At 40.9% G+C, this 23587-nt stretch carries 16 protein-coding genes, 4 tRNA genes, 3 rRNA genes and 2 pseudogenes; 13 read left to right on the top strand and 12 right to left on the bottom strand.

Annotated features, from left to right (window positions below):
- Nucleotides 1-181 precede the first annotated feature (181 nt).
- Genes K2F26_RS09950 through K2F26_RS09940 form a run of 3 tightly spaced genes read left to right on the top strand, consistent with a single transcriptional unit; the run spans nt 182 to nt 1116 of the window.
- Nucleotides 182-403 (top strand): hypothetical protein, encoded by a 222-nt coding sequence (locus K2F26_RS09950; protein ID WP_220611327.1) that lies wholly within the window; start codon nt 182-184, stop codon nt 401-403.
- A gap of 55 nt (nt 404-458) precedes the next feature.
- Complete coding sequence (locus K2F26_RS09945) at nt 459-671, top strand: type II toxin-antitoxin system HicA family toxin (RefSeq protein ID WP_220611326.1); 213 nt, start codon at nt 459-461, stop codon at nt 669-671.
- Nucleotides 672-684: 13 nt separating this feature from the next.
- The gene (locus K2F26_RS09940; RefSeq protein ID WP_220611325.1) at nt 685-1116 is read left to right on the top strand and encodes a type II toxin-antitoxin system HicB family antitoxin; all 432 of its coding nucleotides are present in this window, start codon (nt 685-687) and stop codon (nt 1114-1116) included.
- A gap of 202 nt (nt 1117-1318) precedes the next feature.
- Here K2F26_RS09940 and K2F26_RS24710 read toward each other — a convergent pair whose 3' ends face one another.
- From K2F26_RS24710 to pdhA, 6 genes are all read right to left on the bottom strand, one after another.
- Nucleotides 1319-1516: a PIN domain-containing protein gene (locus tag K2F26_RS24710; protein WP_246605572.1), complete on the bottom strand. Its 198-nt coding sequence runs from the start codon at nt 1514-1516 to the stop codon at nt 1319-1321.
- Complete coding sequence (locus K2F26_RS24705; protein ID WP_246605571.1) at nt 1489-1719, bottom strand: type II toxin-antitoxin system VapC family toxin; 231 nt, start codon at nt 1717-1719, stop codon at nt 1489-1491. Before K2F26_RS24705 ends, K2F26_RS24710 begins: the two co-directional genes overlap by 28 nt.
- Complete coding sequence (locus tag K2F26_RS24700; RefSeq protein ID WP_246605570.1) at nt 1716-1943, bottom strand: hypothetical protein; 228 nt, start codon at nt 1941-1943, stop codon at nt 1716-1718. The genes K2F26_RS24705 and K2F26_RS24700 overlap by 4 nt, the downstream gene beginning before the upstream one ends.
- A gap of 75 nt (nt 1944-2018) precedes the next feature.
- Nucleotides 2019-2090 (bottom strand) — tRNA-Lys (locus K2F26_RS09925).
- A gap of 58 nt (nt 2091-2148) precedes the next feature.
- Nucleotides 2149-3018 (bottom strand): aldose epimerase family protein, encoded by an 870-nt coding sequence (locus tag K2F26_RS09920; RefSeq protein WP_220611324.1) that lies wholly within the window; start codon nt 3016-3018, stop codon nt 2149-2151.
- Nucleotides 3019-3300: 282 nt separating this feature from the next.
- Nucleotides 3301-4338 (bottom strand): pyruvate dehydrogenase (acetyl-transferring) E1 component subunit alpha, encoded by a 1038-nt coding sequence (gene pdhA / locus K2F26_RS09915; RefSeq protein ID WP_220611323.1) that lies wholly within the window; start codon nt 4336-4338, stop codon nt 3301-3303.
- Nucleotides 4339-5338: 1000 nt separating this feature from the next.
- Here pdhA and K2F26_RS09910 point away from each other — a divergent pair.
- The 3 genes and pseudogenes from K2F26_RS09910 to K2F26_RS09900 all read left to right on the top strand — a co-directional run.
- Nucleotides 5339-7684, top strand: coding sequence for an IMS domain-containing protein (locus K2F26_RS09910; protein WP_220611322.1), 2346 nt, complete (start codon nt 5339-5341; stop codon nt 7682-7684).
- Nucleotides 7685-7818: 134 nt separating this feature from the next.
- Nucleotides 7819-9576, top strand: coding sequence for an arginine--tRNA ligase (gene argS / locus K2F26_RS09905; protein ID WP_220611321.1), 1758 nt, complete (start codon nt 7819-7821; stop codon nt 9574-9576).
- Nucleotides 9577-9775: 199 nt separating this feature from the next.
- A pseudogene (locus tag K2F26_RS09900) lies at nt 9776-10006 on the top strand (hypothetical protein); the annotation flags it as partial.
- Between the two features lie 26 nt (nt 10007-10032).
- Here K2F26_RS09900 and K2F26_RS09895 read toward each other — a convergent pair.
- The 6 genes and pseudogenes from K2F26_RS09895 to K2F26_RS09870 all read right to left on the bottom strand — a co-directional run bounded on the left by K2F26_RS09895 (nt 10033) and on the right by K2F26_RS09870 (nt 16026).
- Nucleotides 10033-10847, bottom strand: a pseudogene (locus K2F26_RS09895) (IS630 family transposase).
- Nucleotides 10848-11011: 164 nt separating this feature from the next.
- A 5S ribosomal RNA gene (gene rrf / locus K2F26_RS09890) occupies nt 11012-11130 on the bottom strand.
- Between the two features lie 64 nt (nt 11131-11194).
- Nucleotides 11195-14020, bottom strand: a 23S ribosomal RNA gene (locus tag K2F26_RS09885).
- 160 nt (nt 14021-14180) lie between these two features.
- Nucleotides 14181-14253 (bottom strand) — tRNA-Ala (locus K2F26_RS09880).
- Between the two features lie 79 nt (nt 14254-14332).
- A tRNA-Ile gene (locus K2F26_RS09875) sits at nt 14333-14406 on the bottom strand.
- 123 nt (nt 14407-14529) lie between these two features.
- A 16S ribosomal RNA gene (locus K2F26_RS09870) occupies nt 14530-16026 on the bottom strand.
- Together the 16S, 23S and 5S rRNA genes with 2 tRNA genes alongside form the textbook arrangement of a ribosomal RNA operon.
- 311 nt (nt 16027-16337) lie before the next feature.
- On the opposite strand from K2F26_RS09870, the gene glyQ reads away from it, so the two are divergent.
- The 7 genes from glyQ (at nt 16338) to K2F26_RS09835 (ending at nt 23564) form a co-directional block, all read left to right on the top strand.
- Nucleotides 16338-17222, top strand: coding sequence for a glycine--tRNA ligase subunit alpha (glyQ, locus tag K2F26_RS09865; protein ID WP_220611320.1), 885 nt, complete (start codon nt 16338-16340; stop codon nt 17220-17222).
- A 300-nt stretch (nt 17223-17522) separates the two neighbouring features.
- Nucleotides 17523-18008 carry a DUF4079 domain-containing protein gene (locus tag K2F26_RS09860; protein ID WP_220611319.1) on the top strand — a complete coding sequence of 162 codons (486 nt, stop codon included), beginning with the start codon at nt 17523-17525 and terminating at the stop codon, nt 18006-18008.
- A 150-nt stretch (nt 18009-18158) separates the two neighbouring features.
- Nucleotides 18159-20513 carry a ComEC/Rec2 family competence protein gene (locus tag K2F26_RS09855; RefSeq protein ID WP_220611318.1) on the top strand — a complete coding sequence of 785 codons (2355 nt, stop codon included), beginning with the start codon at nt 18159-18161 and terminating at the stop codon, nt 20511-20513.
- Nucleotides 20514-20596: 83 nt separating this feature from the next.
- A tRNA-Ser gene (locus tag K2F26_RS09850) sits at nt 20597-20681 on the top strand.
- A 262-nt stretch (nt 20682-20943) separates the two neighbouring features.
- Nucleotides 20944-22752 (top strand): proline--tRNA ligase, encoded by a 1809-nt coding sequence (gene proS / locus K2F26_RS09845; RefSeq protein WP_220611317.1) that lies wholly within the window; start codon nt 20944-20946, stop codon nt 22750-22752.
- Nucleotides 22753-22827: 75 nt separating this feature from the next.
- Nucleotides 22828-23241 (top strand): element excision factor XisH family protein, encoded by a 414-nt coding sequence (locus tag K2F26_RS09840; RefSeq protein WP_220611316.1) that lies wholly within the window; start codon nt 22828-22830, stop codon nt 23239-23241.
- On the top strand, nt 23229-23564 hold the full coding sequence (locus K2F26_RS09835) for a XisI protein (protein WP_220611315.1): 336 nt from the start codon (nt 23229-23231) through the stop codon (nt 23562-23564). Before K2F26_RS09840 ends, K2F26_RS09835 begins: the two co-directional genes overlap by 13 nt.
- The last annotated feature ends 23 nt before the right edge of the window (nt 23565-23587 follow it).

Here is a 23587-nt window from a genome sequence, read left to right as displayed (position 1 = left end):
ATTTATGCTATAATTAGCTTAAACCAATGTTGACAAATTAACATCCTGTAAATCCTTAAATCCTGGACATCCTGATTCTGACAAAATATAACATCCTGTAAATCCTAAAATCCTGGATATCCTGATTCAGACAAAATGCAAATATGTTACAATATCAATAAATCTCATCAGCAAAATAACTATGAACAACTTAACATTAGAAAATTTCTTCAAACAAGTAGATACTTTAACCAGAGAAGAAAAAATAGAATTAATCAATTATTTAACTAGACAAATAGAAAATCAGCCAAACAAAGCTAAATCTAAAAACCTAATAGAAGTATTACAAAATTCTCCTTTAGTGGGAGTAGATTTAGACTTAGAACGTGACCAAGATTTTGATAACTGCACAATAGAGTTATGAAATATATTTTAGATACTTCCAACTTGACGATTTAAAAAATTTATTCAATAATTTTATGAAAGGTAGTGAATTTATTAGGAAAGTTAAAAAATTAGCTAAGGAGCGTAATATTATAGCTTATGTTGATCAAAAACGTGGTAAAGGAAGTCATGTAACATTATACTTTGGTGATAAATTTACCATAGTTCGTAACCCCAAAGATGAGCTAAAAACAGGAACTTTCAAAGCAATGTTAAATCAACTAGGAATAGAAGAAAATGAAATTTAATAGGGGTATAATTATGAACAAATTTGTATATCCAGCATCATTAACTGAAGACGAAGATGGCGGTTTTGTCGTTACATTCCCAGATTTACCAGAAGCAATTACTCAAGGAGATACAATAGAACAAGCATTAAATGAAGCTGCTGATTGTTTAGAAGAAGCGATCGCTTTACGCATTGATGATCAATTAGATATTCCCCAACCATCATTATCTAACACTGGAGAGTATTTAGTACCTGTTCCTATTCAAACAGCATTGAAAGCAGCATTATATTTAGCAATGCGCGAACATAAAATGACTCAATTACAACTTGCTTCTATTCTGAATATTGGTGAACAAGAAGTAAAAGATATGCTTGATCCTCACTATGATACCAAACTATCTATTATCGAAAAAACTTTAACAGCATTAGGAAAAAGAATAGAGTTACAAATTACAGCATCATAGATTATTTGTGATTCTTTTGATAATTCCTAAAATTTGATGAGTGGGAAAACAGCGATCGCCTAAATTATCCTACAATTAGCTTAACCCCATCCTCACAAATCAACATCCTGTAAATCCTTAAATCCTGGACATCCTGATTCAGACAAAATATAACATCCTGTAAATCCTTAAATCCTGAAAATCCTGATTCTGACAAACAAATTTACCAAATAACTGACTCGTAAAATCCGATGATTATTTTATCTCCCGTCACTAAACCTGCATGATATTTTTTAGCTAAAGCAACAATAACCCTATCTGCTGGATCTTTATGACTCCATTCTAAAGCAACACTTTCCAACCATAAATTTTCATCAATAGGAATTATGGTAATTACATCAGATTTTTGTAAGGTTTCCAAATATCCAAATAAGTGGTTAAGGGTACTCCTAAATCTAACTTTTGGTTTTTAATTTTAATAGCAATTTCCCACAGCGAAATAGAAGCGACTAAACCATTTTTTTCTACTTCCATTTTTTCACAAGCTAATTTAGCTGGTAAAGAAAGTTGATCTGGATCAAGACTCCACCAGATTAAAGCGCAAGTATCTAAAACAATAGTCACATTTCACCCCATTCTTCCGTTGTGGGTGTGGTGATATCTTCAAAATATTTGATTTTACCTCGTAAGGGAGCAAATAATTCTTCTGTGGAACTTTTGATGGTTATATTTTCTGAAGTTGGAGTTTCTATAAAAGTTATTAAAACTGGACTTTCTATTATATCGGCTGGAATTTCAGTTAACTCGATTTTACCATTCCGGTAGATTCCTTGAACAGTTTTTAGCATATTTCATTATCTCCAATATTAATCCTTAAATCGTGGAAATCCTGATTCAGACAAACATCATCATTTGGCTTTTTATGGGTCGCCCGGGATTCGAACCCGGAACTAATCGGTTAAAAGCCGAGTACTCTACCGTTGAGTTAGCGACCCTTTTGTGTTTCGCAACTTTTTTAATATAGCAAACTCTCTCTAGGTTGTCAACTGTTTTTTAGAAAAAATCCGCAGTTAATTTCACAGAGGAAGTTTTGCTTGCTCCTGGCTCTAACACAGTTAGATTTTCACCAGTATTGAGCGAGTTGCGTCCAGCCGTCCAAGGTTCAAGACAATAAAAATCCTTGCCCTTCAACGTCCAGAAAACCAGCATAGCATAGATATCATCATAGTCAAGAGTCAACTTCAACTTGCGGCTATGATCTGTCACCGCAGCAGACTGACTCCGCAAATGACCAAAAGCAAAATCTATCTCATCCCGTGCAAAATCGAAATTACCGTTAAACGGGTGCATTTCCTTAGTTTTCTGGTCTAGATACTGTCCAGAGGGAATTTCAAACTCTAACTGCGACTTATCACCACACAGAAAATAGGGATGAAACCCAGCCGAAAACGGCATCTGCACACTAGACAGATTTTGATAAACCTGCTCAATGATCAAAGAGTTACTCTGTAGCGTATAGGTAAAAGTTAGCTGAAAATCAAAAGGATAAACAGCGCGTGTTACCTCATTACTATTGAGAACTACGCTTAAACTCACCTTGCCTTCAGTAACTTGGTTTGTCACTTCCCAAGGTAAATCTCGCCCAAAGCCATGCTGTTTAAGAGTATATTGTTTACCGTTGTAGGTGTAAGTATTATCAGGCAAATTCCCACAGATAGGAAACAAAATAGGTACACCACCGCGAATACTTAACTCTGGGTTAGCGAACCTTTCCGTATCTAAATAGAGAATTTCCTGACCTTTCAACCGCCAACGGGTAATAATACCCCCTCTTTCTGGTACTACTTCCAAATTAGAACCAGCAGTAGTATCCGCGAGGATGTAGGTTTTGTATTGTTGTTGTTGTTCAGTAATAGTCAACATAAGTGGTGATTTGTAATTAATAATTGTAGGCAGGAGGCAGGAGGCAGAAGTTCAGCAGAAAAATTTTTACACCAGTTTTGACGTATTTAGACCACACCCCCAATTAACTTTCTTCCTTTGCGCCTTTGCTCCTTTGTGCCTTTGCGCGAAACCTTAATCAAGATGTGGTTTATTTACCTGAAAATAGCTGTAACTTTTGTCACTATTACCTATTCTCTGCTTACTGTCACCTGTCACCTGTCACCTGTCACCTGTCACCTGTCACCTGTCACCTGTCACCTGTTACACATCTTCTGCAAAGATAAAGCGATATAATTCGCTGGCATCTGGTTCGGGACTGCCTTCAGCGAATTTCACCGCATCGTCAATCACACCCTGAATTTTCTTTTCAATGTCTTTGAGTTCTGCTTCTGTGGCTAGGTTGTGTTCTAACAAATAAGCACCTAGCTTTTTAATCGGATCACGAGAGAACCAAAAATCTTTTTCTTCTTTGCTGCGGAGTTCGTCGGGATCTGCTAAAGAGTGACCACGGAAGCGATAGGTGAGGGCTTCAATGAGGGTTGGTCCTTCCCCTGCACGGGCGCGGGCTACTGCTTCTTGGGCGACTTGGCGCACTGCTAAAATATCCATCCCGTCTACTTCTACGCCTACCATGTTAAACACACTAGCTTTTTTGTAGATTTCTGGGTCAGATGTCGCCCGTTCGTGAGCCATGCCGATCGCCCACTTATTATTTTCTACCACAAAAATAATTGGCAGTTTCCAAAGTGCTGCCATATTTAATGTCTCGAAAAATTGACCATTGTTAGCAGCACCGTCACCAAAGAAACAAGCTGTTACTTGGTCTGCTGTTTTGTCTCCCAAGACTTCCCGACGGTATTTACTTTGAAAAGCTGCCCCAGATGCAACAGGAATACCTTCAGCTACGAAAGCATAACCACCTAATAAACGATGTTCAGCAGAAAACATATGCATGGAACCACCGCGCCCTTTGCTGCATCCTGTGGCCTTACCAAATAATTCTGCCATTACCTCTCTAGCTGGTACTCCCGCACTCAAAGCGTGAACGTGGTCACGGTAGGTACTGGAAACGAAGTCTTCACCAGGTCGCATTGCTCCCCGAATAATACCACTGGAAACGGCTTCTTGTCCGTTGTACAGGTGGACAAAACCAAACATTTTTCCCCGGTAGTACATTTCGGCGCATTTGTCTTCAAAAAAGCGCCCTAAAGTCATGTCTTCGTATAATTCCAGCCCTTCTGCTTTGGTAATCTGGACTGTAGAAGTATCAAATTTGGGTAACGTGCGTTCTTGAACCATTATTGTGAAGTATCCCTGTCGTAAAAGTTAAAGCTACGGTTTTAAAGTTATAGCAGGAGTCAGGAGTCGTAGGGGCGAAGTAGGGGCGAAGTAGGGGCGAAGCATTCGGAAAATAACCTGTGACAAAAATTGATCATTTATCGCCTGAATGCTTCGCCCTTACAGGAGTCAAGAGTAAAACGGCCTTAGTGTCTGACCTTGAACTTAGATTCTCCATCGGCTGACGCTCACGGCGAAGCCTCATTTCTCTGTAATCTGCTGTAAGCAAGTCTTAATAATGTTAGCTGGAAATAGGACAGCGTTGGTAAAAGTCAACCATCCAACTATAAAATCTTCATTTGTGACTTAAAATTGGTATGGAATATTTAAGGTGTAATTTTGCCATTTTTTAATGTTTATTGCCTATTTTTGGTCTTTGGTGTCGTAACTGTGGCTTTTTATGTTCGTTCTTTAAGTTAGCAATCAGAATAGTCGTTTTTCTGCATAGCCATTAACAATTTTCTGATCTTAATATCAGGTCTGCCTCAAAAATGTTCTTCCCTACTCTTTCTTGGTGTTGCCATAGTCATTGGAATTTTTTGTGTAAAAATTTACCTTTTATTAAGTAATGGTCATTAAAAATTTATCGTGCTATATTGTGTTTTCCAGTTATAGCGTTTCCCAGTCTAATGAAGTACACACCAATTTATTTTATTCCCTGTTCCCTGTTCCCTAAAACACAAAAACATTGCATCAGGTAATCTACTCAATGTAATACGGATTCTGGGCTAAATTTAAAACCTGCAATTAGTTTTTAGGATATATTTAGGATATATAGGATATAACTTAAGTGTTAACAAGAAACAAACAAAAATGTTATAATATACACTTAAATTGTATATTATACACGGTATTATTAAAGCTATAATTATGGCACGGTTTTACAAGCCTGGAATGCTCTAGGTTAATTATGTCCGTCTCTGGGAGATGCTACGTAAACACAGTGCAGGGGAAGTAGGCTGTGCAAATTCCGCTTGATTATTACCGAATTTTAGGATTACCGTTGGCGGCAAGTGAGGAACAATTGCGGCAAGCTTATAGCGATCGCATTGTTCAATTGCCAAGACGGGAATATTCCATTGCAGCTATATCCTCTCGTAAACAACTCATAGAAGAAGCTTACGTGGTTTTATCAAATCCCAAAGAACGCAGTAATTATGATCAGCTTTATCTCGCCCACGCCTACAACCAAGATCGGCTTGGGGAGACATACCTATTAGAAAACAGCACCGAAACCATTAACCGTATCCACGATGTTCAAAGTCTCAGCATCGAAATTGCCCCAGACGAATTGGTTGGTGCTTTATTGCTGCTTCAAGAGTTGGGAGAATACGAACTGGTGCTGAAGCTAGGCCGTCCACACCTGGTAAATAGAAATAAATCCGTAGGGGTGAAAGTAGGATCTCATCTTAACAGTGAGGAATTTTTTGCCAGTCCTGAACTGCCAGATATTATTCTCACCGTGGCGTTAGCTTGTCTGGAACTGGGACGGGAACAATGGCAGCAAGGTAACCATGAAAATGCTGCTATATCTTTGGAAACAGGGGAAGAATTGCTAGTGCGTGAAGGTCTGTTTCCTAATGTGCAAGCGGAAATTGCCGCAGACCTGTGCAAGTTACGCCCCTATAGAATTCTGGAGTTGTTAGCACTACCTCTAGAGAAGACCAAAGAACGCCGTCAAGGTTTAGAATTATTACACAGTATTTTAGAAGAGCGGGGTGGAATTGATGGTAGTGGTAATGATCAAACAGGCTTAAATATAGATGATTTTCTGCGATTTATTCAACAGTTACGCAACCATTTGACAGTTGCAGAACAGCATAAATTATTTGAAGCTGAAAGTAAGCGTACCTCTGCTGTGTCTACATATTTAGCGGTTTATGCCCTGATAGCCAGGGGTTTTGCCCAACGTCAACCAGCTTTAATTCGTCAGGCAAAGCAAATGTTAATTCGTCTTGGTAAACGCCAAGATGTGCATTTAGAACAGTCTCTCTGTGCTTTGTTACTTGGGCAAACGGAAGAAGCAACTCGTGTTTTGGAACTAAGTCAGGAATATGAAGCTTTAGCTATTATTCGGGAAAAATCTCAAGATTCCCCAGATTTGTTACCAGGATTGTGTTTGTACTGTGAACAGTGGTTACAACAAGAGGTATTTCCGCATTTTCGAGATTTAGTCAAAAAACAAGCTTCTTTAAAAGAATACTTTGCTGATAAACAGGTACAAGCTTATTTAGAAGCTTTACCAACAGATACACAAACAACTGATGAATGGACTACAATTAATAAACAGTCTTTTCCCTCACCACAAATCAATAGTCCCCGTTATCGCAGCTATCATAATGTTAGTAATGGGATTAATCATGGGGTTAGTAATGGGACAGTAAATCACAGCTATGCACATGATCCTGAGTTTTACACCTCAGCACCCAGCGAAGTAACCGAATCTGCTAACTATTCTCCACCAGAATGGCATTCTAGGAGATACAGCAACAGTCACACCCCAGAAATGCCAAAACAGTCGGCGACAGCAGAAGAGGCAGGAACTGAATATGACCATCAGATGAATGTTGGTAATCATATAGATGCAACGAGTCACACTAAGCAGCGTAGACGACGCAAGCAAACTTTAGTGAACAGTCGAGAGCGGGTTTGGGAACCAGGAAATTCTCATTCTCGCAGAAGACGCACTTTTGTTAACTCCTTAGACACAAAAACTCGCTTAGTTTGGCTCATGTTTTTGTCTATGGGAGGGTTGCTAGTTTTTTGGTTGTTAGTTTCCACAGTCTGGGGATGGTTGAACAATCTGTTTTTCCCTCAACCAACTGTGCAGGGAACTCCCTTGGCTATAGAATTGAATCAACCACCAGTCACCATTCCTGAACCCAATAGCAGCAAACCAGAAGTACCTGAAGGTCAACTGACACCAGTGATCGCCCAGGAAGTGATTGAAAAGTGGTTATCTATCAAAGCATCTGCTTTAGGACCAGATCATGAAATTGAACGTCTAGATGAAATTTTAACTGGTTCAGTAATTTCAAAATGGCGGTCAATTGCCAAGCAAGATATGGCAGAAAAACGCTATCGTAAATATGAACATGATGTCAAAGTAGAATTTGTTAATCAAAAAGATCCTACTGCTGATAATGCTGTTGTAGAAGCTACAGTTAAGGAAGTTACCCATTTCTATGAACAGGGTCAAAGTAAAAGACCTTCTCAAGATAACTTACGTGTTCGTTATGATTTAGTTCGTAAGCAAGGTTCTTGGAGGATTCAAGGAATGACAGTTGTTAAAACACTGAACAGTTAAAATAATTCGTAATTCGTAATTCGTAATTCGTAATTAACTGTTGTCAGGTTAAAATAATCAAGCATTTGGCAATATAACAATTTCTAGCAGCCGATCGCACCTTTAATACAGATCAGAACAAATAAGATTTGAACATGAAAGCCACACAAGAACAACTAAAAATTAAACTACAACAAGCTTTAGCGGCTGCATTTGGGGCAGATTATACTCAAGTAGATCCCATTTTAGTACCTGCAAGTAATCCTAAATTTGGTGATTTTCAAGCCAATGTTGCTTTATCCCTGAGTAAAAAATTAGGAATGCAGCCAAGAGCGATCGCCACTGCTATAGTAGAAAAATTAGACGTATCTGATATTTGTGAACCACCAGAAATTGCAGGACCTGGTTTTATTAATTTAAAATTACAAACATCCTATCTCGAAGCACAACTCAACGCTATTAAAACAGATCCCCGTTTAGGAGTTCCCAAAGTACAAAATCCCCAAAAGGAAATTGTTGATTTTTCCAGTCCTAACATTGCCAAAGAAATGCACGTAGGACATTTACGTTCTACAATTATCGGTGATTGTATTGCTAGGATTTTAGAATTTAGAGGACATGAAGTATTAAGATTAAATCATGTCGGTGATTGGGGTACACAATTTGGGATGTTAATTGCTTATTTGCGGGAAGTTTACCCCGAAGCACTTACCACCGCTAACGCTTTAGATATAGGAGATTTGGTTAGTTTTTATCGCCAAGCAAAACAAAGATTTGATGCAGATGAAACTTTCCAAGAAACAGCACGTCAAGAAGTAGTAAGATTACAAGCAGGAGCAGAAGATACACTTCATGCTTGGAAATTATTATGTGAACAATCACGGCGAGAATTTCAAGTAATTTATGATTTACTCGATATCAAATTAATTGAAAGAGGAGAATCATTTTATAATCCATTATTAACCAAAGTAGTAGAAGACTTAGAAACAGTAGGATTAGTAGAAGAAAACCAAGGAGCAAAATGTGTTTTCTTAGAAGGTTTTACTAACAGAGAAGGAGATCCTTTACCATTAATTGTCCAAAAATCAGATGGCGGTTATAACTATGCAACCACAGACTTAGCAGCATTACGTTATAGAATTGAAAAAGATCAAGCAAAACGGATAATTTACGTTACCGATGCAGGACAAGCAAACCACTTTGCTCAATTTTTCCAAGTTGCAAACAAAGCAGGATGGATACCTGAAAACGTTGAATTAGTTCACGTTCCCTTTGGATTAGTATTAGGTGAAGATGGCAAAAAATTCAAAACTCGTTCTGGTGATACAGTCCGGTTAAAAGACTTATTAGATGAAGCAATATCTCGCTCTCGAACAGATTTAGAAGCAAGATTAAAAGAAGAAAGTCGAGAAGAAACAGAACAGTTTATTAAAAATGTTGCTGACGTAGTTGGTATTAGTGCTGTGAAATATGCAGACCTTAGCCAAAATCGCACTAGCAATTATGTTTTTAGTTATGATAAAATGCTTTCTTTAAAAGGCAACACAGCGCCTTATATGCTATATGCTTATGTAAGGACTCAAGGCATTAGTCGAGAAGGCAATATTGACTTCGCAAATTTAGGAAGAGATGCCAAAATAATCCTCAAAGAAGATACAGAATTAACCCTAGCCAAACACATATTACAACTAGATGAAATAATTGCCGAAGTAGAACAGGATTTATTACCAAATCGCCTCTGTGATTATTTATATAATCTCAGCGAAAAATTTAATAAATTCTATGATAAATGTCCGGTTTTAAAATCAGAAGAACCCATCAAAACATCAAGGTTGATGTTATGTTACTTAACAGCAAGAACACTAAAACTAGGATTTGATTTGCTGGGAATTAAAGTTTTAGAAAGGATGTAGTAAGTAAAAGCTATTGATAGCGAAAAGACGCAGAGAGAAATTATCTTTTTTTGCGTCTTGTTCAATTTCAGGAACTTATATGATTTAACTACGTCTCGGAAGGTGTGAGAGATTTACAGCATTTTTCATATATTTGTATTGTACAATCCCTTGTTTTTCTCGTCCTTCCTTTCTTTGCATCTTTGCGTGAGATATAAAAATGAAACCAATATTTACGATCAAAACACTCATCACATCCCTGGGTTTATTAGTATTATTAAACCCCAGTCAAGCATCAGCACAAATAGTCCCTCAACCTTGGGTTTCTGTCGGTGAAAAAGATGGAGATGTTACTTATGCTGTCGGTGCAAAAGCTTTAGGTTTAGGTGTAGAAGTGGGAACAGGTGAAGACGGTGCTACAGGTGCAGATGTCTTAAAATTCATCAATTTATATCATGTCCGGGTAATGACTTACGATTAAGCGCCAGTTTGCAACCACCAATGAAAACCCGTCAAACCACGAATTAAATCAGGCTGTTGGAGTAAAGATTGACACCGATGAAATAAGACATCCTCTAAATCATCGAGTGTCTCAAAAGATTGATTAGCAATTGGTTCGTCCACCAAAGTCCAAAGCCTTTCTGCGGGTTGTAATTCAGGTGAGTGAGATGGTAATAATGTTAAATGCAGCCCTTCGGGAATCTGTAAACTCTTACTGGTATGCCATCCGGCTTGATCAACGGCTAAAAGAATACGTTTATTAGCACCTAAGCCAAATTCTTGAGCAAAATCGGCTAAAACCTGATTGAATAGCTCTGTGTTCACATAAGGAAGAATCCACCAATAGGTTTCTCCAGTTTTAGGATGTACAAAAGCATACAACCATAGCCATTTAAACCGCCAATTCACATCAGCAATTGGTTGTTCTCCTTCTGGTACATAAACTCGTCGTAAAACTGGTTTAAGTCCCAAGCGATGTTCATCTTCGCACCACAACTGAATTTCCATAAATGTGCCTGCTGGATATCATCTACTAGCGGCTGTGTACCTTGGTTTAACTGTCTACGATCGCCTAATCCTTCGATCCCTAACTCGTTGTATCTTTTTACCAATGCGTACATCCATGTTCTGCTGTAGCCAGTGATTTCCTCGATTTCTTCCGTTTTTTTGCCTTGCGCTACTAACCAAATAATCTGGTACTGACGGCTTTCTATCCCGTCTTTAGCTTGACGGTAACGTTTTTCTAACTCTTCAATACTCAGATGTGTGGCTACACTAATTCGTTTCGGCATTGGTCATCTTTGCACTCACCTCTTTTATCGTAAGCGATTAGCCGGACATGATATGACTACTTGTCACATCACAGTAAAAAAGTACAAATTATCATATTGTAATTAGATGGTTACAAAAAACAAACACCCTCATTATACAAATGAAGGTGTTTGTAAAATATTAGCCCTGGGCATCGAGCTATTGTGACAGAGGGCAACCCCTCAACTATCGTCGCCGCAACAGCGTTTCACCTCTGAGTTCGGGAAGGGATCAGTGTGGTTCCACCGCGCCATAGACACCAGGAAAGATTTTTGGGTGTACAAAACCCTGAAGACTGCAAGTAACGCGAATTATGCCAATGATGTTTGAGGTCAAGCCCTCGGTCTATTAGTACCCCTCTGCTACATACATTACTGTACTTCCACATAGAGCCTATAAACGGGTGTTCTGCCCGTGACCTTACCTACTTAAAGTAGTGAGAACACTCATCTTGAGGTGGGCTTCCCACTTAGATGCTTTCAGCGGTTATCCGCTCCGAACGTGGCTACCCAGCGTCTACTGTTGGTACAATAACTGGTACACCAGCGGTTCGTTCCTCCCGGTCCTCTCGTACTAAGGAGGACTCCTCTCAATGTTCTTACGCCTGCACCGGATATGGACCGAACTGTCTCACGACGTTCTGAACCCAGCTCACGTACCGCTTTAATGGGCGAACAGCCCAACCCTTGGGACGTACTTCCGCCCCAGGTTGCGATGAGCCGACATCGAGGTGCCAAACCTCCCCGTCGATGTGGACTCTTGGGGGAGATCAGCCTGTTATCCCTAGAGTAACTTTTATCCGTTGAGCGACGGCCATTCCATGCTGCGCCGTCGGATCACTAAGGCCTACTTTCGTACCTGCTCGACTTGTCGGTCTTGCAGTCAAGCTCTCTTAATGCCTTTACACTCGCCGCACGGTTTCCAAGCGTGCTGAGAGAACCTTTGCGCGCCTCCGTTACCTTTTAGGAGGCGACCGCCCCAGTCAAACTGCCCACCTGAAACTGTCCTCTCTCCGGCTCACGGAGATGAGTTAGAATTCTAGCTTCGCCAGAGTGGTATCTCACCGTTAGCTCCCTTCCCCCCACAAGGAGAAGTTCATCGCTTCCCACCTATCCTGCGCAAGCGAAGCCCGAACACAATTCCAGGCTACAGTAAAGCTTCATAGGGTCTTTCTGTCCAGGTGCAGGCAGTCCGTATCTTCACAGACATTCCTATTTCGCCGGGTCTCTCTCTGAGACACCATCCAGATCGTTACGCCTTTCGTGCGGGTCGGAACTTACCCGACAAGGAATTTCGCTACCTTAGGACCGTTATAGTTACGGCCGCCGTTCACCGGGGCTTCGGTCGTCAGCTTCATGTTACCACTGACCAACTTCCTTAACCTTCCGGCACTGGGCAGGCGTCAGCCCCCATACGTCCTCTTTCGAGTTAGCGGAGACCTGTGTTTTTGGTAAACAGTCGCCTGGATCTCTTCACTGCGACCCACTCTCGTGGGCACCCCTTCTTCCGAAGTTACGGGGCCATTTTGCCGAGTTCCTTAGAGAGAGTTATCTCGCGCCCCTTGGTATTCTCAACCTCCCTACCTGTGTCGGTTTCGGGTACGGGTAACATATGTTCATCACATTACTAGCTTTTCTTGGCACTAACATTCACCACGCAACGGTCGTAACCGTCTCCCAAACCAATCAGGGTGTGGCTATCTTTCATGCGTCCCTAGCAATGCTCCCATATCTTAGTCAGGGATTGTTGACCCTGTGTCCATCGACTACGCCTTTCGACCTCGCCTTAGGTCCCGACTAACCCAGAGTGGACGAACCTGGCTCTGGCACCCTTAGGGTTTCGGGGCATTGGATTCTCACCAATGTTTGCGCTACTCAAGCCGACATTCTCACTTCCGTTTCGTCCACAGCTGCTCGCCGCTACTGCTTCTACCTACGACGGAACGCTCCCCTACCGATTAATGTTTAGTTAATCCCACAGCTTCGGTACATCACTTAGCCCCGTTCATTTTCGGCGCAGGATCGCTTGACTAGTGAGCTATTACGCACTCTTTCAAGGGTGGCTGCTTCTAGGCAAACCTCCTAGTTGTCTCTGCAATCCCACCTCCTTTATCACTTAGTGATGATTTGGGGACCTTAGCTGGTGGTCTGGGCTGTTTCCCTCTTGACGATGAAGCTTATCCCCCACCGTCTCACTGGCAATGTGTTCATCGGGTATTCTGAGTTTGTCTCGATTTGGTACCGGTCTCCCAGCCCGCACCGAAACAGTGCTTTACCCCCCGACTTTAATCATTACCGCTGCGCCTCAACACATTTCGGGGAGAACCAGCTAGCTCCTGGTTCGATTGGCATTTCACCCCTAACCACACCTCATCCGCCGATTTTTCAACATCGGTCGGTTCGGACCTCCACTTGGTGTTACCCAAGCTTCATCCTGGACATGGTTAGATCACCAGGGTTCGGGTCTATAAATACTGATTATCGCCCTCTTCAGACTCGGTTTCCCTTTGGCTCCAGCATTCTCGCTTTAACCTACCAGTACCTATAAGTCGCCGGCTCATTCTTCAACAGGCACGCGGTCATCCGTTTAATCGGACTCCCACTGCTTGTAAGCTAATGGTTTCATGTTCTATTTCACTCCCCTTCCGGGGTTCTTTTCACCTTTCCCTCGCGGTACTTGTTCGCTATCGGTCACACAGTAGTATTTAGCCTTACGAGATGGTCCTCGCTGATTCATACGGAATTTCACGTGCTCCGTACTACTCGGGATGCAGCTACTATCCTTTAACTTTTGACTACAGGACTTTCACCTCCTCTGGTGCAGTATTTAGCTGCTTCGTCTAGTCTCTGGATTCGATATCGCTGTCCCACGACCCCAAAAGGTAAACCTCTTGGTTTAGGCTTTTCCCCTTTCGCTCACCACTACTAGGGGAATCTCTAGTTGATTTCTTTTCCTCTGGCTACTAAGATGTTTCAATTCGCCAGGTTGGCTCTTTCCTGTCTATATATTCAACAGGTAGTACATAGGGTTGCCCCATTCGGATATTTCCGGCTCACCGTTTGCTTCCAACTCCCCGGAACATTTCGTCGGTAACCACGTCCTTCTTCGCCTCTGTGTGCCTAGGTATCCACCATTAGCCCTTATTAGCTTGACCACAACATTACATTGGTTTTTTTGCTTTCAGTTTATCTGTTGCTTTCGCACTAGATTACTGAACTGCCTCGCGTTACTATGCAGTTTTCAAGGTTCTGACTGGACTTTCATCCAGCATTCTGCACTATTCTCATAGTTTCAGGTGCTGAATTTTTCCAATGTGGAGGTTAGCGGACTCGAACCGCTGACATCCTGCTTGCAAAGCAGGCGCTCTACCAACTGAGCTAAACCCCCATCCACAATTTTGGATTTTGGATTTCGGATTTTGGATTGTTTTTTTAATCTAAAATCTAAAATCTAAAATTCTTTCAGGTGGGCCATCCTGGACTCGAACCAGGGACCTCACCCTTATCAGGGGTGCGCTCTAACCACCTGAGCTAATAGCCCTTAAATGAACCCAATCATAGTTTGAAAGACGACACTCTTCAAGTCTGCGACCGACCTAGAGTAGACCAGTTTAGTATCTAATTACTGATTGTGTTCGATATCTAAATGGGTAGGTCTCCCTAAAAAGGAGGTGATCCAGCCACACCTTCCGGTACGGCTACCTTGTTACGACTTCACCCCAGTCACCAGTCCTACCTTAGGCATCCCCCTCCAAACGGTTGGGGTAATGACTTCGGGCGTGACCAACTTCCATGGTGTGACGGGCGGTGTGTACAAGGCCCGGGAACGAATTCACTGCAGTATGCTGACCTGCAATTACTAGCGATTCCTCCTTCACGAAGGCGAGTTGCAGCCTTCGATCTGAACTGAGCTACGGTTTTTTGGATTTGCATCACATCGCTGTGTAGCTGCCCTTTGTCCGTAGCATTGTAGTACGTGTGTAGCCCAAGACGTAAGGGGCATGCTGACTTGACGTCATCCTCACCTTCCTCCGGTTTGTCACCGGCAGTCTCTCTAGAGTGCCCATCTTAATGCTGGCAACTAAAAACGAGGGTTGCGCTCGTTGCGGGACTTAACCCAACATCTCACGACACGAGCTGACGACAGCCATGCACCACCTGTGTCTCGCGCTCCCGAAGGCACTCCGAGCTTTCACCGGGATTCGCGAGGATGTCAAGTCCTGGTAAGGTTCTTCGCGTTGCATCGAATTAAACCACATACTCCACCGCTTGTGCGGGCCCCCGTCAATTCCTTTGAGTTTCACGCTTGCGCGCGTACTCCCCAGGCGGGATACTTAACGCGTTAGCTCCGGCACGGCTCGGGTCGATACAAGCCACGCCTAGTATCCATCGTTTACGGCTAGGACTACTGGGGTATCTAATCCCATTCGCTCCCCTAGCTTTCGTCCCTCAGTGTCAGTCTGCGGCCTAGCAGAGCGCTTTCGCCACCGGTGTTCTTCCCGATCTCTACGCATTTCACCGCTACACCGGGAATTCCCTCTGCCCCTACCGCACTCTAGCTCTGTCAGTTTCCACGGCCTTTTACGAGGTTGAGCCTCGACTCTTTGACCGCAGACTTGCAGTGCCACCTGCGGACGCTTTACGCCCAATCATTCCGGATAACGCTTGCATCCTCCGTATTACCGCGGCTGCTGGCACGGAGTTAGCCGATGCTGATTCCTGAAGTACCGTCATTGTATTCTTCCTTGAGAAAAGAGGTTTACGACCCAAGAGCCTTCCTCCCTCACGCGGTATTGCTCCGTCAGGCTTTCGCCCATTGCGGAAAATTCCCCACTGCTGCCTCCCGTAGGAGTCTGGGCCGTGTCTCAGTCCCAGTGTGGCTGATCGTCCTCTCAGACCAGCTACCGATCGTCGCCTTGGTAGTCGCTCTTACCACCACCAACTAGCTAATCGGACGCGAGCTCATCTCCAGGCGATAAATCTTTCACCTTGCGGCACATCCGGTATTAGCAGTCGTTTCCAACTGTTGTCCCCGACCTGAGAGCCAGATTCTCACGCGTTACTCACCCGTCCGCCACTCAATCCGAAGATTTCGTTCGACTTGCATGTGTTAAGCATACCGCCAGCGTTCATCCTGAGCCAGGATCAAACTCTCCGTTTTGTTAAGTTTGTTTAGCTCTTTTTTGACTGTCTTTTAATACCTCAGTCCGGTACCATTTTCTTTACTTGACGCAGGACTTGTTGTATACTGTCTTTCAAACTATAATATTTTCAAGGTTCGGTGTCCCTCCGAGTCCCGCTCTCTCGCGGCTCTCTCTCAGGCACTTATTCAATATAGCGAACCTCTTTTGGAATGTCAACTACTTTTTCAAAAAAAATTGAAAAAAATTTTTTAATGGCTGGAAGCTGCTCAGAATACTGGGTTTAGGCAACAATGGTGTAGGCGTTGTTGACTCATAGGAAGAGTAGATAGTGAATTTTCAATCAGTAATAGCGGTTTTACATCAGTTTTGGGGTGAGCGTGGTTGCTTGATTGCTCAACCTTATGACATGGAAAAGGGAGCAGGAACTAAGAATCCCCATACTTTTTTAAGGGCTTTGGGTCCAGAACCTTGGGCGGTGGCTTATGTTGAACCTTGTCGTCGTCCCACAGATGGGCGCTACGGCGAAAACCCGAATCGGTTTCAACATTATTATCAGTATCAAGTTCTGATTAAACCTTCACCAGATAATATCCAGGAAATTTATCTTGATTCTTTGAGGGCTTTGGGTATTCGTCCAGAGGATCATGATGTGCGGTTTGTGGAGGATAACTGGGAAGATGCAACTGTGGGGGCTTGGGGTACTGGTTGGGAAGTATGGTTAGATGGGATGGAAATTACCCAGTTTACTTATTTCCAACAGTGCGGGGGTATTGATTGCCGTCCGGTGTCCATTGAGATTACTTATGGTTTAGAAAGATTGGCTATGTATCTCCAGGAAGTGGAGGCTATTACTAAGATTCAATGGACGGACAATATTACCTATGGTGATGTTCATCTTCAGGGTGAGATTGAGCAGTGTACCTATAACTTTGAAGCTTCTAATCCTGAGATGTTGTTAAATCTGTTCAATATATATGAGCAGGAAGCATCCCAACTCACAGAAAGGGGACTGGTGCTACCTAGCATGGATTATGTAATTAAGTGTTCCCATACATTTAATTTGCTGGATGCACGGGGTGTAATTTCGGTGACGGAACGAACTCGCTATATTGCTAGGATTCGACATTTGGCGAGGAAAGTAGCTCATTTATATGTTGAGCAAAGGGAAAAGTTGGGTTTCCCGTTGTTGAAAAATTCACAAACTGCTGCTTAATCTCTGTTTCAGAAGATGCAGAGCATCTAGATATTCGTTACCAGGCAGAGCCTAGTAACGAGATCACAGGACTTACGGACAATCTCTCTCAAACCCTCTTTTCTTCGTGTCCTTCGTGTCTTCGTGGTTCATTTTTCTTTTGCTGCTGCTTAATCTCTGTTTCAGAAGATGCAGAGCATCTAGATATTCGTTACCAGAGAGAGCCTAATAACGAGATAGAATAAGCAAAGTGTAAATTTTTGTAACTCCTCCGTTTTTGGGGGAGTTGCTGTTCGTGGCAATAATAATGGTGTGTGTCAGATGATGAATATTAGTGAAGCGTTAGAACCTATTGCAGCTTGGTTTCGTTCTTTGGGTATTCCTGAACCTGTTACACATTGGGGACATCCCGTGATGATGGGGATTGTGATTTTTGTGGTGGGTAGTTTTGTAGGTGTGTCTGGTTGGCGGGGTAAACTGCTGCAAGATACCGATAAGGATGCTGCTGTTAAAAGTCGAAGCGCCCATCGTCAGTTAGCACCTTGGTTATTTATCTTTTTGGCAGGTGGTTATACAGGTGGTGTGTTGTCTTTGGTGATGCAGCATCAACCACTGTTTGAAAGTCCTCATTTCTGGACTGGTTCTCTTGTACTGTTGCTGTTGTTGGTTAATGGTGCAATTTCTCTGAGTGGGTTTTTTGGTGATAAAGCAGGTTTGCGTGCTGTTCATGCTTATTTAGGAAGTACAGCACTGTTAATTTTGTTTGTTCATGCTTTCTTGGGGTTGAATTTGGGTCTATCTCTCTAAAATAGGTCTTTTCTCAGTTCTCTATTTTGTTGGGTTGTGCTGTCGCTTAACCCAACCTACAATAATTATTTTTAACTCAGTTGATTTATTTATATAATTGCCTTTTTATATTAATTTTACTCACTAAGTGCTTTTGGCAATTAAATTTTTATGATCCAGAGTAATGGCGTTATTATTTGTCTTGCCTATATTTTAGGGTTGCTGTTTACAGCAGTTCCTTGGGGTGGTATATGGATTTTAGCAATGGGGATATTGGCGGCAGTTTTTTTTCGGGCAATTTTTATTAATTTACGGAAAATTAACTATAAACAGGAAAATTATCTCACTAAAGCTAAGACAGGGGTTAATACTCCGCTGACTACTCCTCATCCTAGAGTATGGTTAATTGCTGGTTTGGTGGGTTTGTTGGCAACTTTTTATTTTCAAGTGCGGACACCCCAACCAGGAGCAAAAGATATTAGTCAGTTTGTTTCTAATGAAAATAATAGTAATCAAGAACAGTTAGTAATTGTCCGTGGGGATGTGATAGGTACTCCCCGTTTAACTCGCAGTCAAAAGGGACAATTTTGGCTGAATGCGACGCAACTTGATGAGGTGAAAAATGACCAGGGTCCGGCAAGTGTGCCAAAAGGGGTAACGGGTAAATTATATGTGACTGTGCCTATTCTTCAAGCTACTGGTTTATATCCTGGTCAACAAATTGCTGTAACTGGGATGTTGTATAAACCTAAAGCGGCTCAAAATCCTGGTGCTTTTGATTTTCAGAAGTATCTCAAACAAGAAGGTGCTTTTGCAGGTTTAGTTGGTAAACAGATTAATATTATTGATGAAGATCGTAAATGGGGATGGTGGAAAATTCGGGAACAAATTGTGCGATCGCAAGTTCGTTGGTTAGGTGTTCCTGAAGGTCCTTTAGTTAGTGCGATGGTTTTAGGTAGTAAGGCGGTAGATTTACCTTATGATATTCGTGATTTATTTGTGAATGTGGGTTTAGCTCATGCTTTGGCTGCTTCTGGTTTTCAAACTTCTTTAATTTTGGGAATAATTTTACAATTAACTAGAAAAGCTAACAAGGGTATTCAGTTTTTATGCGGTAGTTTGGGACTACTTGCTTTCTTATGTTTAGCTGGCGTTCAAGCATCAATTCTGAGAGCAGTAATTATGGGTTTTGCTGCATTAATTGGTTTGGTTTTAGAAAGGAAAGTTCAACAATTAGGATCTTTATTATTAGCTGCTACTTTATTACTTTTATTTAATCCTCTTTGGATTTGGGATTTAGGTTTTCAACTCAGTTTTTTGGCGACTTTGGGGTTAATTGTCACAGCTACACCAATCACGAAACGTTTTGATTGGCTGCCTTCTGCTATCGCTTCGTTAATTTCTGTTCCTATCGCTGCTACAATTTGGACTCTACCTTTACTTTTACATATTTTTAGTGTAGTTGCTGTTTACAGTGTGCTATTGAATATTATCACTACTCCATTGATTTCTGTGATTAGTCTTGGAGGTATGATTAGTGGTTTGGTAAGTTTAATTGTACCAGATTTAGGTAGCACGTTAGCCAGTTTTTTATATTATCCAACTCATTGGTTAATTCAAGTAGCTGAATTTTTTGCTAATCTGCCTGGAAGCTCGGTTGCTGTAGGTAGTATATCCACTTGGCAAATGTTTGTAGTTTATGGATTAATTATATCTACTTGTTTAATCCGTTGGTGGCAAAAAAGATGGTGGTTTGCTGGTTTAATGGCTGTGGTTTTAGTGATTGTTCCTGCTTGGCATTCTACAAGTAATTTATTGAGAATTACCTTATTAGCAACTGACAATGAGCCAGTTTTGGTAGTTCAAGATCAAGGAAAAGTCACTTTGGTTAATAGCGGTGATGAAGGTACAGGACGTTTCACTATTTTACCATTTTTACAACAACAAGGAATCAATAAAATTGATTGGGCGATTTCTAGTAAATTTTTGGCAAATGAAAATGATGCTTGGTTAGAAATTATGGATAGTTTGCCTATTAAAAATTTTTATGCTTATTCTTCTCAACAAGAAAATAATCTGGAAACTCAAGCTATTCAAAAACAATTACAACAGCAGCAAGGTATTTATCAGCCTTTAGGATTAGGTCAAACTATCAATACAGGTGCTATTATTGCCCAATTCACTAATGAAAAATTACCAATTTTAAAATTGCAGATTTTTGGACAAAATTGGTTATTGGTAGGTAGTATCAAGTCTCAACAAATAACACAGTTAATTAAAACCGGTGATTTGTCTTCTCCCCAGGTGCTTTGGTGTCCATCAGAATCTTTACAGGATTTGATCACAGCACTGCAACCACAGGTGGCGATCGCATCTACTAATAACCTTAGCAGTAAAACCTTAGATGCTATCAAAGGTAAAACCAAACTCTTCTTCACAGGTATAGATGGTGCGATTAAATGGACTCCTGATGGTGACTTTGAAGCTTTTATCCAAGTCTCAGAAAACAAATCTTCAAATTTGTAACAGGTTGGTGAAAACTATGGTATAATGGGGGATGATATAAATTAGTATCACCCCTATTCACGGAATTAAGTGAATAAAGATTTGGAGAGGTGGCAGAGTGGTTGAATGCGGCACACTCGAAATGTGTTTTGGGGCAACTCAACGGGGGTTCGAATCCCCCCCTCTCCGTTGCTAGAGATTTTGTCAGTCTGGAAGTTACGTTTCAAATTTTTATGTTTCACGCAAAGGCGCAAAGAAGCAAAGATACAAAGATGTAAGCAATAGAAAAGCTGGAATGTGATACAAATAGATGAAAACTGTTGTTAGGTTTCTGCAAAGCTGCAAAAGCAGGACAAATTTACAGTTTTTGGGTAATTATAAATGTTGATAGAGTTACCGATAATTTAGTGTCAGGTACTTTATGAATAATTAATTTGCAAAGGAAAAAACGATGCGACTATCACAAATGTTATTTGTTACACTGAGAGATGATCCAGCAGATGCGGAAATTCCCAGTCATAAACTCTTACTTCGCGCTGGTTATATCCGTCGCATCGGTAGCGGTATCTATGCTTATCTGCCTTTGATGTGGCGAGTTTTACAAAAAGTTTCCCAAATTGTGCGGGAAGAAATGAACGCCACCGGCGCACAAGAATGTTTGTTACCTCAATTACAACCTTCTGAGTTATGGAAGGAGTCGGGAAGATGGGATACTTATACTAAAGCTGAAGGTATCATGTTTTCTCTCATTGATAGAAGGGAACAACAATTAGGTTTAGGTCCCACTCATGAGGAAGTAATTACCACAGTTGCCCGTGATATGATTCGCTCATATCGGCAATTACCGCTACATTTATATCAAATTCAAACGAAATTTCGTGATGAAATTCGCCCTCGTTTTGGTTTAATGCGGGGTAGGGAATTTATCATGAAAGATGGTTATTCTTTTCATGTGGATGAGGAAAGTTTGAAGAAAACCTACCAGGATATGTACCAAGCATACAGTAATATGTTGCGCCGTTCTGGTTTAGCTTTTCGTGCTGTGGAAGCTGACTCTGGTGCTATTGGTGGTTCTGGTTCGACAGAATTTATGGTGTTAGCTGATGCAGGTGAAGATGAAGTTCTCTATACTGAAGATGGGAAATATGCAGCGAATGTAGAGAAAGCGGTTTCTTTACCTGCGGATGCGGAAACTTCGGCTTTTACTACTTTTGAAAAACGGGAAACTCCAGGAACTGACACAATAGAAAAAGTTTGTGATTTCTTAAAATGTTCTCCTACCCAAGTTGTCAAAAATGTTTTATATCAAACTGTTTATGATAATGGTTTGACTGTTTTGGTGTTGGTGAATATTCGCGGTGATCAAGAAGTTAATGAAGTCAAATTACAAAATGAATTGACTAAATTAGCTGAGAAATTTGGTGCTAAAACTGTTCTTTCTTTGAGTGTACCAACTAATGAAATAATTGCAACTTGGGCTGCAAAATCTTTACCTTTGGGTTATATTGCTCCCGATTTAGGTGATGATTATATTGCGGGAAGTAAGCAGGTAAATTCTAAATTTGTGCGGTTAGTTGATAAAACCGCTGTGGAGTTAAAGAATTTTGTCACTGGTGCAAATGAAAGCAATTTTCATGTTGTGGGTGCAAATTGGGGTGAGCAGTTTAAGTTACCTGATTTAGTAGTAGATATTCGGAAAGCTAGACCTGGCGATCGCTCACTACACGACTCCAACCAAACCCTACAAACAGCTAGAGGAATTGAAGTTGGTCACATTTTCCAACTCGGTACAAAATATTCCCAAGCTATGAATGCAACTTATACCAGTGAACAAGGGGAAGAAAAACCTTTAGTCATGGGTTGTTATGGTGTAGGAGTTTCCCGGTTAGCACAGTCAGCAGTTGAGCAATCCTATGATAAAGATGGGATAATTTGGCCAGTAGCGATCGCACCTTATCACGCTATTATTTCCATTCCCAATGTTAACGACACCCAACAAGTAGAAATTGCCGAAAAACTCTACACAGAACTAAATAAAGCAGGTGTCGAAACCTTACTTGATGATCGTAATGAGCGAGCAGGTGTAAAATTCAAAGATGCTGATTTAATCGGTATTCCTTTTAGAATTGTTACAGGTCGTGCCATTGCTAATGGTAAAGTTGAAGTAGTAAAACGGGCAAACCGTGAATCTCAAGAAATAGCCATTGAGGAAGTTGTAAATATATTACAACAATGGATTAAAGAAGCAATAGCAGCGTAAAATTAGAGTAACATTAAACTCTTGTGGTGCGGGCATCTTGCCCGCATTTGATGGATAAGATGATAAAATGATAAAATGGCTAAAGATAAATTTCATGATGCTGTCAAAAATGCCTTAATTAAAGAAGGTTGGATAATTACGAATGATCCCTTATTTTTGCAATTTGGAGGAGTAGATTTATATGTTAACTTGGGTGCAGAAAAAATGCTGGCTGCCCAAAAAGATAATCAAAAAATAGCTGTAGAAATTAAAAGTTTTCTTGGTGATTCTACAATTACTGAATTTCATCAAGCTCTTGGACAATTATTGAATTATCGTTTAATTTTAAAAAGACAAGAACCAGATAGAATTTTATATTTAGCAGTTCCCCTGGATATTTATGAAAGTTTTTTCAAATTGGAATTTACTCAATTAGCTATTGCAGATTATCAGTTAAAAATTATAGTTTACGATATTGCTCAAGAGGTAATATATCAATGGATAAATTAGAAAAATACAGAAACTATATTGAAAGTATACTTAATGAATATAGTCAATACAAACCCTCTTATGGAGATGTAGAAATACAGTTGCTAATTGACAGAGAACGAGATCATTATCAAATAATGACTGTGGGATGGAATGGAGAAAAACGCATTCACGGAATCATGCTACATATTGATATTAAAGATGGTAAAATTTGGATACAACATAATGGTACTGAAAGGGGAATTACTCAAGATTTTTTACAATTAGGAGTACCGAAACAAGATATAGTTTTAGCATTTCATTCACCCACCAGAAGAAAATATACAGAATTTGCAGTTAGCTGAAAACGAAAAATAGGACAGATAAA

Source organism: Sphaerospermopsis torques-reginae ITEP-024 (genome assembly GCF_019598945.1).
GTDB lineage: Bacteria > Cyanobacteriota > Cyanobacteriia > Cyanobacteriales > Nostocaceae > Sphaerospermopsis.
Note: the sequence above shows the minus strand (reverse complement) of the source record. Positions and strands in the feature narration are given on the sequence as shown.

What these genes read in the sequence shown, in the direction of transcription:
- K2F26_RS09855 (WP_220611318.1), top strand. Translation starts at nt 18,159, where the DNA reads ATGATCCAGAGTAATGGCGTTATTATTTGTCTTGCCTATATTTTAGGG.
- K2F26_RS09920 (WP_220611324.1), bottom strand. Translation starts at nt 3,018, where the DNA reads ATGTTGACTATTACTGAACAACAACAACAATACAAAACCTACATCCTC.
- K2F26_RS09950 (WP_220611327.1), top strand. Translation starts at nt 182, where the DNA reads ATGAACAACTTAACATTAGAAAATTTCTTCAAACAAGTAGATACTTTA.
- K2F26_RS24700 (WP_246605570.1), bottom strand. Translation starts at nt 1,943, where the DNA reads ATGCTAAAAACTGTTCAAGGAATCTACCGGAATGGTAAAATCGAGTTA.
- K2F26_RS09840 (WP_220611316.1), top strand. Translation starts at nt 22,828, where the DNA reads ATGGCTAAAGATAAATTTCATGATGCTGTCAAAAATGCCTTAATTAAA.
- K2F26_RS09860 (WP_220611319.1), top strand. Translation starts at nt 17,523, where the DNA reads ATGATGAATATTAGTGAAGCGTTAGAACCTATTGCAGCTTGGTTTCGT.
- argS (WP_220611321.1), top strand. Translation starts at nt 7,819, where the DNA reads ATGAAAGCCACACAAGAACAACTAAAAATTAAACTACAACAAGCTTTA.
- pdhA (WP_220611323.1), bottom strand. Translation starts at nt 4,338, where the DNA reads ATGGTTCAAGAACGCACGTTACCCAAATTTGATACTTCTACAGTCCAG.
- K2F26_RS09945 (WP_220611326.1), top strand. Translation starts at nt 459, where the DNA reads ATGAAAGGTAGTGAATTTATTAGGAAAGTTAAAAAATTAGCTAAGGAG.
- proS (WP_220611317.1), top strand. Translation starts at nt 20,944, where the DNA reads ATGCGACTATCACAAATGTTATTTGTTACACTGAGAGATGATCCAGCA.
- K2F26_RS09940 (WP_220611325.1), top strand. Translation starts at nt 685, where the DNA reads ATGAACAAATTTGTATATCCAGCATCATTAACTGAAGACGAAGATGGC.
- K2F26_RS09835 (WP_220611315.1), top strand. Translation starts at nt 23,229, where the DNA reads ATGGATAAATTAGAAAAATACAGAAACTATATTGAAAGTATACTTAAT.